Genomic DNA, 433 nt, shown 5'->3' with positions numbered 1-433 from the left:
GTCTAGAATGGCATTGAAATAAAATAACTCATTAATATTTGCAGTGATCAGATTAGAGATATCATCACCTTGAATAACCGCACTCAGAGGCCAAATTTGCTCACTGCTTTTTGTATATACTCCTGGCAAGGAACTATTTAAGCCAATAAGTGGCGATTCAACTTCGGCACGATAGTTAAACCCTTGCTCGGTAAAATTAAGCTCTAAAGCAATATCAACGTCACTTTGCCCGCTTAAGTAAACATCTAAGATACCTTGACCATGGTTTATGAGTGTTTGCGCATCAAGCTGAGCATTTATATTTATATTAGCGCGATAATTCTCTGCGTTTGCGTCACTAGTGTAGTTAATCGTTAATGGCATACCAAGCCATGTAGCCGTAGCATCGGTGAGGTTTATTTGTTGATTATTAAAGCTAAGCTCACCCTTTAAA

General features: G+C 38.1%; 1 protein-coding gene. It reads right to left on the bottom strand.

The window, feature by feature from the left end; translation table 11 throughout:
* On the bottom strand, nt 1-433 hold a 433-nt coding region (locus PSH54_RS20665), incomplete at both ends, for a YhdP family protein (RefSeq protein WP_273607018.1).

The sequence above is a fragment of the Pseudoalteromonas sp. Angola-30 genome (assembly GCF_028599215.1).
GTDB classification, from domain to species: domain Bacteria; phylum Pseudomonadota; class Gammaproteobacteria; order Enterobacterales; family Alteromonadaceae; genus Pseudoalteromonas; species Pseudoalteromonas atlantica.
The sequence above is the reverse complement of the archived record's forward strand: the minus strand, read 5'-3'. Positions and strand labels throughout refer to the sequence as shown.